Consider the following 11,527-nt stretch of genomic DNA (forward strand, 5'->3'; position numbering starts at 1 on the left):
CTGGCTTGCTTCCGCTCCGCGGCGCGGAAGGATCCCGTCTTCAACATCCGATGCTCAGAACTTAGGCACAGATGCGTACACATGCACACTTAATAGGCAGTCCCGTCGGAACCCTCTACTAAGGTATGAGACGTCAAAAAACGCCGGCAAAGTCCCGTTATTGCAAATTTGCACGAACGAGGCGCGGCGCGGCTTTTTCGCTCCGATCGTCAGCTTTCACGAGCAAGTTGGGCCGCCACCTTTCCTGCCGAATCGGGATTGATCCTGCCCGCGGTCCGACGCAACGCCATGATAGCAGCACGCGACCACCGGTCGCCGAGTTGTTCGGGCCGATTTTCACTTTCAGGGCCTTCGCTTCGGCGAGCTCGCCTTCGGCTAACGAATGCACTCGCGGGTTCGTCGTCTTAAGCTCTGGCGATCCTTGAAAATCGGACCCGCCCGTTTCGTCGCCCGTTTTTCTTCGCTAGTCTTGACCAAGGCGCTGGGCCAGGATACTCTTATAGAAAGAGTTCTCTTCTAACAAGAGTGTGACCTTTGGGAAATCTGGAGTACCGCAATGAATGAAGCAAATATGGAGCGTGTGCGCGAAGACCTGGCCGTTATGAAGCAAGCCATGGGACTTCATCTGCCCTTTCAGCGTGACCACGTTTGGGCCTGTCTTGCGCTGGCTGTCGTTGGGATCGTCATGGCGGCAGTCACGGCTTTCACGCGCATCGCCGCCGTGCCGGTCACGCAAGGCTCGTTGGCCCATCTGAGTTACATCGCCTTCGTCGTCGTTCCCGTCCTGTTGGTCATCATTGGCCTGGGCGTCGTGTCGTACCGTCGAAAAGCACTCGCGCCCTTGCTGTGGCGTGAATCCCGGACGACGGCGGTCGTCGCCACTGTCGCTGTGCCCGTGTATCTCAGTTTCCTTGCCTGGGCCGTATCGAGGGGCATCTCGCCGGCAGCTTTGACGGCTGCAACTCTTTTCCTCGCAGGACTATTCTGCCTCCTGCGTGCGCTGTCCGAACCGGGCCGGCTGTACGTTCTTGGTTGGGCCGTGTCAACGATGCTGGCCGGTGCGTGCGCTCCGTTGGGGAACTACGGCAACGCAGGCATTCTTGCGGGTGCTTGGCTGCTCGTCGGGGGCCTCTTCACGGCGGGAATCATGGCCTGGCAACTGCGCCGCAGGGGTGCTCAGGATGACCGTTGACTTTAATGGTCTGGACACGACCGTTCACGGCCCCGTACGGCTAGGCGTCCTTACCGCCTTGCAGACCGACGGCCCTTTGGACTTCACGACGTTGAAGAAGCGGCTCGCCGTGACTGACGGAGCACTCGGACTGCACCTGCAAAAGCTCGATGATGCGGGTTACATCGGCTGTGAGAAGGCATTTGTAGGCCAGCGACCGAAATCCACGTACCGCATCACGCCCCTTGGCCGCAAAGCGCTTGCCAACTACCTGAACGCGATGCAGTCAATCATTGATTCCGTCAAAAACACCAAGAAAAACTGAGGTTCCACATGATCCGTCTCTGCCACGTTCTCTTTTCCATCGTGATTTTCGTGTTTTTGTTTATTATTGGCGGTGCGCGCATCGGGGACGTCGGCGCGGGCGAATCTGCTGCTAAGAGCATTGCCGGCGCCTGGGAAGGAACGCTGAAGGTCGGCGACGTGAAAATATCCCTGGTCATCAACTTGACGGAGGCGGCTGCCGGAGGGTGGAGCGGTACGCTCGACGCTCCCGATTCAGGGCGTAAGGGGGTCCCAATTGATGACATTACGATCAAGACTGACCGCATAAACCTAACATTGAAAGACGTCCCAGCGAGCTTCGAGGGCGACTTGAACAACGAATGGTCGCAAATGAAAGGCGTGTGGAAACAAGGAGGCCAACGATTTAACGTAACCTTTCAACGAATCGGGAACGTATCGCACGTCGCGCACAAGAGACCGCAGGAGCCGCAGAAGCCTTATCCTTATTCCAAAGAAGAGGTCGCCTTCGAGAACAAGACCGACGGAGCGCGCTTAGCCGCCACTCTCACACTGCCCAAAGGTGTCGGCCCTTTTCCTGCCGTCATGCTTATCACCGGATCTGGACCGCAGGATCGGGACGAGACGCTCTTCGGTCACAGGCCCTTCTTGGTCCTGGCAGACTACCTGACCCGCCGCGGCATCGCCGTCTTGCGAGCCGACGACCGTGGGATAGGTCGATCGACCGGTGACTTCACTCAATCGACGCCGGAAGACTTTGCAAGAGACACCTTTGCTGGCCTGGAATACCTGAAAGCACGCCAAGAGATCGACAGGAAGCGGATAGGGCTGATCGGACACAGTGACGGCGGCACAGTTGCATCCCTTGTGGCAAGCAAATCCACGGATGTGGCCTTCGTCGTCATGATGGCTGGGCCGGGCTTAAAGGGCGACGAGCTCGCCTATTCTCAGGCGGCGCTGATGCTCAAAGTGGCTGGCGCGAGCCGGGCACAGATCGACAAAAGCCGCGAGCTGCAAACGCAACTTATTGCGGTCATCCAACGCGAGACCGACGACATCACGGCTGAAGCCGAACTTAGACGGGTGCTGGACGCGCACTTCGCAAGCCTCAGTGCGGCGGAAAGGAAAGCGGCAGGAGACTTAGGAGCTTTGGCAGACGCTCAGGTGAAGAACATGCTGTCGCCTTCGTTCCGGTTCGGCGTCACCTACGATCCAACGCCGACTCTGCTGAAGGTCAGGTGCCCTGTGCTGGCTCTAAACGGCGAGAAAGATATCGTCGTGGCCAGTCGGGAGAACCTAATGGCGATTGAGGCTGCTCTGATGGCCGGCGGCAACCAGCAGTTCACCATCCGCCCGTTACCGAAGCTGAACCACTTTTTCCAGACCTGCGAAACCGGATCATTCGGCGAGTGTTCTTCAATCGAGGAAACGCTTGCTCCCGTCGTCCTGGAAGTAATCGGTGACTGGATCGCGACGCAAATGAAATGAACCGAAAATGGCAAGTGCAAGACCCCGATACTTTCGTCGGACTGCCGAAGAGCCGGCAATCCGGGCCGTTCGGTCGGCGGCCGGCTTGCTCGCTCGGCGACGGCCTGACCCGCTATGCTGAATCGTGCGAGCGGCCCCAGGCCCACCGGCGACGACGCACCGTGCGCACCGAGTAGCTCCGTTTCAATGCGCTCGGCAATGGCATAAAATGGAACCGTCGTAAACGAGGATTGGCCTGGAGGCATTAAGATGACGTTTCAACTTGACTTGCCAGTCGACTTACAGGAGCGATTGCGTTTCGAAGCCGAGCGCCGCGGAGAACCGGCGGAGGCGGTGGCCTTACGGGTGCTTGACGCGCACCTGCCGCCGCGGCCAGACATTCGCCGCGCTGCCGCGATTGCCATGCTCGATCGGTGGCGGGAGGAAGACGCCGCCGCCACGGAAGCAGATTCGCGACAGGCGGAGGATTTCTTTCATGCTCTTGACGCCGCGCGGACGTCGAACCGTCCCCTCTTTCCGCCAGAGCTTGAAGGAATCTCCTGGTGAAGCCGATCGTCTTGCTTGATTCGGGGCCGCTCGGCCTGTTGTGCCACACGCGGCGATCATCGATCACGGTGGCGTGCGAACAGGGGCTCGCGGCTCTTCTCTCGGCGGGGCGGCGGATTCTCGTACCGGAGATCGCCGACTATGAGCTGCGACGGGAGCTGTTGCGAAGCGGCAGGCAGGCTGCCATCGCGCGGCTTGACGCCATGGCGCAAGCCACGGAATATCTGGCGATCACAACGCCGGCCATGCGCCGGGCCGCCGAACTTTGGGCGCGGGCCCGTCAACAGGGTCAACCCACGGCCGCCGACAACACCGTCGACGGCGACGTCATCCTTGCCGCTCAAGCACTGACGCTGGGCACGCCCGATATCGTCGTCGCCACGACCAATGTTGGCCATTTGTCCCGCTTCGTTTCCGCCGAACTCTGGCAGGCGATCCTTCCCTAAGCGTCACTAAAGCGGCAGCCGTGGAAGACATCCATGCTTTCGTCGGACTGCCGAAGAGCCGGCAATCCGCGCCGTGCGGTGGCTGGCCGCCGTACTCGGCCCGCGACGCTTGACAGGCTGGCTCAGCCCGGTGCCCGATGAAAACGCAGACGCAATCGGCCGCTGCTACACCGGCGGCACGCGGCTCGAACCGTCAGGAACCGCCGGGCGAGCCGGCGGCATGTTCGTTCACGATTTAACTACCTTCCTGTTGCCCGGTCGAGCAGATTCTTGGTAATTCGCCGCACGCGCTCGTCGGGACCGTGCGGCCGCGACCAATGCGACCAGGGCAAGGTGTGGCCGGGCGGCGACGAAAGCCCCTGCGCCCAGAAAATGGTGGAAGCGTTGAACACGAAGTTTCCCTTCGGCCCCGGATAGATGGTGGCCGTCCATTGCTGAGGATTCTCGCCGCCTTGCCAGGCCGTGCCCGACGCCACGACTTTCAGGCCGGGCAGGTCGGGCGGCTGACCGTGATACTCCCAACCGATCAGGCCCGGAATGCGGTCGCCCGCTTTCATGCCGGTGCCTTGGAAAATCCAATGGTCGGGCTTGACGACGGTCCAGTCGCCGCCGCCGTTGACCGGTTCGATGTTCCGGGCGCCCATCAACAGGCCCTCGTCGGGACCGTGTTCTGGGAACGGGCCGTGCTCTTTGAGCCGCCCCAAAGCATAGTCGTTTTTTGCGCCGTAGGGACCGCCGCGAAAGATGATGCGGTCCGGCCGGCCGTCGCTTGCGGCGCGAAACGGCGTCACCCAACAGACCGAGTTGCCCGACAGAAAGAGCAAGTTGACGCCCGCGTCACGCATCGCCTCGACGCTGCGGTATTGCCGGATGTCCCAGTATTCATCGTGCCCGACGCTGACGAACGCCTTGCACTTCAGCCCCCGATCGGGAGAAAGCATGTCGCTGTTGGAGCAATAGCTCACGTCGTAGCCTTGTTGCTCCAGCCAATAGGCCAGCGGAAACTCCAGCGGCAGGAACTCGCCGGAGCCGAAGGTGAGCGGGTCGTTGACCACGCCGGTGAATTGGGCCTCGCGCCCGTAGGGGCGGTCGAAGCTGACGTCGGCCCACGGTCCTTGGCCTCCCTTGGGATGTGTATAGAGCGAGAAATTGTTCGGCCAGCGGTTGTAGGCCTGCCAGGTGTTGTCGGAGCACTGAAACAAGACTTCCGCCGCCCGCTCGTCGCGCACGATGAAAATGATGTAGCTCTGCCAATAAGGCCGCTTGTTCTCGTCCGGCAATGTCGTGAGCCGGCCCAGGTAGACGCCGCTGAGCCAATCGTCGGGAACCGTCAGCGTGACCGCCGGCTTCCAACGGCATTCGTGCAAATTCTTTTCGCCCGGCTTCGGGGTGGGCTGTGGTTCGCCCTTAAAAGGGCCCAGTTTTTTGACCAGCCGTGCGCCGCGGCCGCCGTAATAGCCCATGCGAAACAACTCGATCTCGAACTTTTGGGCCGGATCGGTCGAGACCATGATGTCGAGCGTATCGCCCGCCCCGACGCTCTGCTTCGAGCAATACCCTTCGATCCAGGTCGAGCGAAAGCCGCCCGCATCGGCCCGAACGCGCGTGAGCTGCCAATCGCTGCTGCCGGGCTGCTTGTTCTCCGCGACGATCGGATTGGGCTTGTTGTCGTCGGCGCGGAGCGAGACGGCGAGCGAGGACAATGAAGCGAGGAGGAACAACACTGCGTTTGCGGGAAAAAGCTTTCTGACCATCAATACGTGTCCAACAAAGGGGGGCTGATAATCATGACCTGCTGCACTGGCGCTGCATCTATACTTCACGCGTCCGAGAATGAGACATTGGCGGTGGCTGGGGCAGAGTCTGGCCAGGTGGAGGCTGTAACCGTTGCCAAAGGCAGGATCTCCTGATTGCAGTTCATTGTAAGGTGGGACCAGCGAGGAATGGCAGTCACGATACCTCAAACACCCGCTGAATCTGCGGCGAGCCGTACTCGGCGCCGCCGGTGAGTATGCAGACGTTGTCGAGCGGGTGTGTCTCGCCGGGACTGTGCGTGTGCCCGCACAGCACGGTCAGCCGGCGCTGGGGATAATCGCGCATGATGCGCAAGATCGCCTCGCCCACCGCCAGGCAGGTGAAATGGGGCAGCCATTCGTCGTTGGAGAGCTGGCCTTGATACCAGCATGCCTCGCGCAGCGGAGGTACGTGCGTGAGCAAGAACACCACTTCATGATCGGCCAGCGCCGCGGGCAACACGCGTTCCACGTGCCGCGCCGCTGCGTCGCCCATGGCCTTCAACATCGGCCAGCGTGCCCACTTGCTGACGCCGGCCAGCTCTTCAATCAGCCGATAGTCGTTCATCATCACCAACGAGCGCTCGTAGTCGCCCAGCCGGGCGTCGGCCCAGCCGTCGTGCCCGCACAAAGCCGTGCGGTCGGTGAGCGAGACCACGCCCGACGCGGTCAAGAACGTCAGGTTCGGCAACCGCCGGCAAAGCTCTTCGACCTTCTCTCGCACCCGCTCGATGGAACCGAAATAGTAATCGTGATTGCCCAATACGAAGTAGACCGGCGAGGCGACCGCCTTGGCAATCCGCTTTAGCAACCCGACCACGTTCGGGGCCTCGCCAAGATCGCCGCCGACCAGCACCACGTCGGCCCGCTCGGCCGCCACCGACGCCAGAAAAGCGTCGGTCTGCGGCGGGGTGAGAAAGTTGAGGTGCAGATCGGTCAGCCAGAGCATTCGCTTCATGCGGCGGTTATCCAAATTCGGGTGAAGCGTAAGGATTGGCCGGGTCGCGGCGGCCATCCACGTGGGCATCCCGCGGCGCGGCTTCCAAAGTCACGCGCGGGATCCAGTCCATTATTGGGTGCGTGGCATTGCAGGCGGAGCATTGCGTTTGAGGATACTCATGTCCACAACCGGGACAGGACGCAACGTGGAGAAAGGTGTCGAAGGCCGTGCGGCAATGGCCGCAGGTCCAATAATCGCCGATGGGCGGCGCGGCCCCGCAGGAAGGACAGGCGAACCCCACGCGGCGCGGAGCACGCGCCAAGCGCGAAATCGCAATTCCCTGGCGGAAGGCGGTCAGGCTGCGCCCCATGATGAATAAGGAAAGGAAGATCATCCACATCGAGCCGCTCGACAGGGAAATTGCAATGAACCCCAGTCCGCAAAGCACGCCCAGCACGCCCACGATCCGCAGACTCCAGGCACGTCCGACCACGAACCACAACAGCGACTGCAGGATTTGTCCGCCGTCGAGCGGATAGATCGGCAGCAGGTTGAGAACGAGCAGCGCAAGGTTGATGGCCGCAATGCTCATCAGAAAGTGCATGGCATCACCGTTGATGTTTTGCAGTCCGCCCCACCGCGCGGCCACAACCGCGGCAATGGAGAGCGGAACCAGCAGAAGATTGACGAGCGGCCCCGCGGCTTGTGTCCACAGCACCGCGCCGGGCCGCGGTGGCGGCAGCACAAATGCCATTCCGCCCAGTGGCCAAAGCATGATCTGGTTGGCGGTGCCGCCCACCTGCCGGCAGGCCAGCGCGTGACCGAACTCGTGCATCGTCACGATGGCGAAGAGGCTCAGGTATTCGATCACATTCCAGACCGGCGATTGGTATTTGTTCGCCGGAGTGCCGATCTCGAACCAGGCGACGACGAGCCACGACCAATGCACGAAAACGTCAATCCCGGTCACACGGAACAACCGCACCGCGCCTTTGCTCGTTGAACCCATACTCATTTCTTTTCGATCGAGTAGAGATGCTTCTTGCCACGCAGATAGATTCTTCCGCCGGCCAGCGCCGGCGATGCCGTGGTCTCGTCGTCGAGCGGGTTCTCGGCCAGCTTCTCGTAACGGTTGCTCGCGGCCACCACCGTCGCCACGCCGTGCATGTTGAGAAAGTAGATCCGCCCTTCGGCCGCGACGGGCGACGCCTTGTAATCGCCCGGCAAACGCTTCTTCCATTTCTGATGGCCGCTGTATGCGTCGTAGCACTTGGCGACCCCGTTGTCGCTCACGGTGAACAGCAGGTCTCGCCGCAACACCGGGCAACACGTGTCGGGCGTCGCGTCGGTCTCCTTCCAGGCCACGTCGCGGTACGAAAGTTTGCCGCTGCCGCCCAGCTTGACCGCCAGCAGATCCTTGCGCATGCCTTGCGTGGCGAACACCATGCCCAGGCCGGCCGTCGGGCCGGTGATCGTGCGTCCGCCGACGATGGCCGGCAGATACCACAGGCGTTCGCCGCTGGCCGGGTCGTAGCCGTCCAGCTCGTTGGCCCCCATCACGACCAATTGCGGACCTTGCGGCGTCTGGCAGACGAGCGGCGTGGTGTAAGAATCGCCTTCCTCGGCGTGGGCGCCCGTCTTGCGCCTCGATTTCCATTTCACTTCGCCGCTCTGTTTGTCGTGGGCCACCAGATAGCTGTCGGCGTCTCGACCGCCCAGATCGTCGAGCGGGTCCTGCATGCAGGCCGAGATCACCAGATCGCCGACCAGCACGGGACTGTTGGCGTGACCCCACCAGATGCTGTAGGCTCCGTACTCGTCTTGCAGATTGTGGCGCCAGAGCTGCCGGCCCTCGAAGTCGTAAGCCGCCAGCTCGCCGTTGCCGAAGTGGACGACCACCACCTCGCCGTCGGTCACGGGCGATGGGCTGGCATTGTTTTGCAAGTCATGGAACTTCTGCGTGCTGCGCTTGGGACTGCTGCGCGGCGTCTCGGCGCGTGCGACTTCTCGCGACCAGACGGTATGGCCGTCGACGCGATCGAGCTTCGAAACGAGGAGCCTGTCGTCGTCTTGGGCGGTGACGAAGAGAGCGTCGCCCCAGACGGCCGGCGTGCTGTCGCCCCAGCCGGGCAGTTCGATCTTCCAGGCAATGCCGTGCCGTTCGCTCCAGACCAACGGCAGATCGTGCTCTTCGCTGGTGCTATCGCCGCGCGGGCCGCGCCACTGCGGCCAATTCTGGGCCTGAGCGCAGGGCGCCACCCAGGCCATGAGTGCCAGCACGCCGCACATCCATAACTGGGGGGTCAGGGGTCTCCGCATCAAAAATCTCCCGTCGTCGCAATTTTGGGTTTTCGATTTTGGATTTTGGATTGACCGCGAATCCAAAATCCAAAATCCAAAATCCAAAATCCAAAATCGCCGTGGGCCGGCGCTCGCAAGCTCGCTGGTCCCACTCTACGTTACGTTTCGCGATTGGCTTGCAACACATCGAAAATATCGAACAATACCTGCTTGCCTTCCTGGCCGGTGTCGAGCACCGCGTGCAACGTGCCGGCTTCCCAGCACTCTTCCAGAATCTTCATCAGATCGCCCTTGGTCGGCCGGACAATCCGCCACTCATCGGCCGTCTGCACGCCGTCGAGAAACGCACGAGCAGCCTCGGCACTGATGAAAAGCGCCAGGGCACGCTCGTCGTTGGGCATGGGCCATAAGGCGAAGTCCATCTTATCGCCATCGACCCGGTAGGCCACAAACGGTTCGACTTCGTCGGGATCGGCGCTCATGGCGGTCGGCTATTCCAGATGGGCCTCGAACTCCAACAGTCGGCGATGAATCTCGCGCACGATGCTGCCCGGCAGGTCCTCCGCCTCGGCCTCGAACGAGCCGACGAGCGTCACGTGGACGCGTACGCCGCCGGCTTCGTCTCGCCGCGGGGTAATCTGTAGCCAGGCCGCGTGCGAATGGATCTCGGAGGCTTCACGCTGCACCTGCTGCCAAAGTTCGTCGTTCATGGGATTTGCCATAGCTCGATGCCAGTTCAGACCAACTCCAACAGCGGCTCGCCTTCGGCCAGCAAGTTGAACACTCGGCCGTCTTTGTCGGTCGCGGTGAGGTCGTCGACGCCCATCGCGTGATAGACGGTTTTGGCGATGTGGGCCGGCGTGACGGGCTTTTCGGCCGGGTGTTCGGCGCGGCGGTCGCTCGTGCCGTAGGCCTGGCCGCCGCGGATGCCGCCGCCGGCCAGCACCACGCTCATGCAATGGGTCCAATGATCGCGGCCGGCGCCGGCCACGCCGCCGGAGCGCGGATCGCCGATCTTGGGCGTGCGGCCCATCTCGCTGGTCACCAGCAACAGCGTCTCGTCGAGCAGGCCGCGCTGGTCGAGATCTTCGACCAGCGCCGAGAACCCGCGGTCGAACTCGGGCAGCAGATGTTCGCGCAGGCAATTGAAGTTGTTGCCGTGCGTGTCCCAACCGCCGGCGCTTTTGCACTTGCCGGCCAGCTTCTGGTTTTCCATCCAGAACACCGTGACGAACGGCACGCCCGCTTCGACCAGCCGCCGCGCCACCAGCAGGCTCGTGCCGTTGACCGTGGCGCCGTAACGCTCGCGGAGCTTTTCCCCTTCGCCGGCTACGTTGAACGCCGCCGTGGTTTGCGCCGAGCCCAAAAGCGAGACGGCCCGCTGTTGCAGGCGCGACCAGCCGCCGTCGGCCGTTTCATGGTCGAACCGGCGCCGGGCGTCGTCGACCTTTTCCAAGAGCGAGCGCCGCGAGTCGAGCCGCGCGGCGCCGACGTCGCCTTGCAAGACCAGCGCCGGGGCCTCGAACTTGAGCGGGTTTTCCACGCTGCCCTGCACGTACAGCGGGTCGTGCGCCACGCCCAGCTTCGCCGCGAACTGCCCGGGCCGCGTATACGGGCGGCGGCTGGGCATGTGCGGCAACGTCACGGCGTTCGGCAGACCATCGCTCGGCGGCCGCCGCGAGCCGACCACGCAGCCCATGTACGGCCAGTCGTCGGGCATCGGCGTACGGTTGTTGCCCAGGCTCAAGAAGCTGGGATCGGCGGCGTGGCCGGTGAGGTTGTAGTAATAGCCGCCATGATGATCGTTCGTATTGACCGTGGAGCACAGCGAACGGACGACGGCCAGCCGATGTCCTTGCCGCGCGGTCAGCGGCAGATGTTCGCTGATCTGCAAGCCCGCGGCGCTGGTCTCGATCGGCTGAAACGGGCCGCGGTATTCATAAGGGGCCTCGGGCTTGAGGTCCCACATATCCAAATGCGACGCCCCGCCGCAAAGGAAAAACAGGATCGTGCTCTTGGCCTTGCCCGCCCTCGAGGGCGCGGTGGGCGCCTCGCTCGCCGGCGCAGGTACGCCGAATTGCAGGCCCGCGAAGCCAACGCCGGAGGCCACGAGAAATGCCCGGCGCGAAAGCCGCGGCGATTGTCGTTCAGGTGAAATCCAAGGCTGATCGTTCACAATGTCTTGGTTCAGCGTGATCTGGAAGGACCGCCCGATCGAGTTATACTTCACGCGGCCGAGAATGAGACATTTTTTCCGCGAGCAAAAAGCGGTGGCTGGGGCAGAGCTTGGCCAGATGGCGGCTGGCGCCCCTTCAACAGCGTGGCGGCCAAGCGATGCCCCGGTTGGACGCACCGGGGCATCGCCTGGCCGCCGAGATGAACGAAGTGCCAGCCTCCACCTGGCCAGGCTCTGCCCCAGCCACCGCCAATGTCTCATTCTCGGCCGCGTGAAGTATAACTCGATCGGGCGGTCCTTCCAGATCACGCTGAACCAAGACATTGTGAACGATCAGCCTTGGATTTCACCTGAACGACAATC

13 protein-coding genes are annotated in these 11,527 nt (G+C 62.4%); 6 read left to right on the forward strand and 7 right to left on the reverse strand.

The annotated features are described in order from the left end of the window. Window positions 1-556: 556 nt before the first annotated feature. The 6 genes from VNH11_11090 to VNH11_11115 all read left to right on the forward strand — a co-directional run bounded on the left by VNH11_11090 (window position 557) and on the right by VNH11_11115 (window position 3,954). Window positions 557-1,192: a hypothetical protein gene (locus VNH11_11090; protein ID HVA46901.1), complete on the forward strand. Its 636-nt coding sequence runs from the start codon at window positions 557-559 to the stop codon at window positions 1,190-1,192. Next, complete coding sequence (locus VNH11_11095) at window positions 1,182-1,496, forward strand: transcriptional regulator (protein ID HVA46902.1); 315 nt, start codon at window positions 1,182-1,184, stop codon at window positions 1,494-1,496. The genes VNH11_11090 and VNH11_11095 overlap by 11 nt, the downstream gene beginning before the upstream one ends. Window positions 1,497-1,504: 8 nt before the next feature. Continuing rightward, window positions 1,505-2,962 (forward strand): alpha/beta fold hydrolase, encoded by a 1,458-nt coding sequence (locus tag VNH11_11100; GenBank protein ID HVA46903.1) that lies wholly within the window; start codon window positions 1,505-1,507, stop codon window positions 2,960-2,962. Further along, window positions 2,959-3,138 carry a hypothetical protein gene (locus VNH11_11105; protein ID HVA46904.1) on the forward strand — a complete coding sequence of 60 codons (180 nt, stop codon included), beginning with the start codon at window positions 2,959-2,961 and terminating at the stop codon, window positions 3,136-3,138. Before VNH11_11100 ends, VNH11_11105 begins: the two co-directional genes overlap by 4 nt. 73 nt (window positions 3,139-3,211) lie before the next feature. Continuing rightward, a complete protein-coding gene (locus VNH11_11110) occupies window positions 3,212-3,508 on the forward strand; it encodes a hypothetical protein (protein HVA46905.1) in 297 nt (98 codons plus the stop codon). Then, window positions 3,505-3,954 carry a PIN domain-containing protein gene (locus VNH11_11115; protein HVA46906.1) on the forward strand — a complete coding sequence of 150 codons (450 nt, stop codon included), beginning with the start codon at window positions 3,505-3,507 and terminating at the stop codon, window positions 3,952-3,954. The genes VNH11_11110 and VNH11_11115 overlap by 4 nt, the downstream gene beginning before the upstream one ends. A gap of 239 nt (window positions 3,955-4,193) precedes the next feature. Here VNH11_11115 and VNH11_11120 read toward each other — a convergent pair whose 3' ends face one another. The 7 genes from VNH11_11120 to VNH11_11150 form a co-directional block, all read right to left on the reverse strand. Beyond that, window positions 4,194-5,657 carry a N,N-dimethylformamidase beta subunit family domain-containing protein gene (locus VNH11_11120; protein ID HVA46907.1) on the reverse strand — a complete coding sequence of 488 codons (1,464 nt, stop codon included), beginning with the start codon at window positions 5,655-5,657 and terminating at the stop codon, window positions 4,194-4,196. 247 nt (window positions 5,658-5,904) lie between these two features. Further along, on the reverse strand, window positions 5,905-6,705 hold the full coding sequence (locus tag VNH11_11125; protein HVA46908.1) for a metallophosphoesterase: 801 nt from the start codon (window positions 6,703-6,705) through the stop codon (window positions 5,905-5,907). A 7-nt stretch (window positions 6,706-6,712) separates the two neighbouring features. Beyond that, window positions 6,713-7,696: a site-2 protease family protein gene (locus tag VNH11_11130; GenBank protein HVA46909.1), complete on the reverse strand. Its 984-nt coding sequence runs from the start codon at window positions 7,694-7,696 to the stop codon at window positions 6,713-6,715. Window positions 7,697-7,698: 2 nt separating this feature from the next. Continuing rightward, a complete protein-coding gene (locus tag VNH11_11135; GenBank protein HVA46910.1) occupies window positions 7,699-9,006 on the reverse strand; it encodes a PQQ-binding-like beta-propeller repeat protein in 1,308 nt (435 codons plus the stop codon). Between the two features lie 140 nt (window positions 9,007-9,146). Then, window positions 9,147-9,470 (reverse strand): hypothetical protein, encoded by a 324-nt coding sequence (locus VNH11_11140; GenBank protein ID HVA46911.1) that lies wholly within the window; start codon window positions 9,468-9,470, stop codon window positions 9,147-9,149. A gap of 9 nt (window positions 9,471-9,479) precedes the next feature. Beyond that, window positions 9,480-9,698 carry a hypothetical protein gene (locus tag VNH11_11145; protein ID HVA46912.1) on the reverse strand — a complete coding sequence of 73 codons (219 nt, stop codon included), beginning with the start codon at window positions 9,696-9,698 and terminating at the stop codon, window positions 9,480-9,482. Between the two features lie 26 nt (window positions 9,699-9,724). Further along, the gene (locus VNH11_11150) at window positions 9,725-11,164 is read right to left on the reverse strand and encodes a DUF1501 domain-containing protein (protein ID HVA46913.1); all 1,440 of its coding nucleotides are present in this window, start codon (window positions 11,162-11,164) and stop codon (window positions 9,725-9,727) included. Window positions 11,165-11,527: the final 363 nt, after the last annotated feature.

The sequence above is a fragment of the Pirellulales bacterium genome (genome assembly GCA_035533075.1).
In the GTDB taxonomy this organism is placed as follows: Bacteria; Planctomycetota; Planctomycetia; order Pirellulales; family JAICIG01; genus DASSFG01.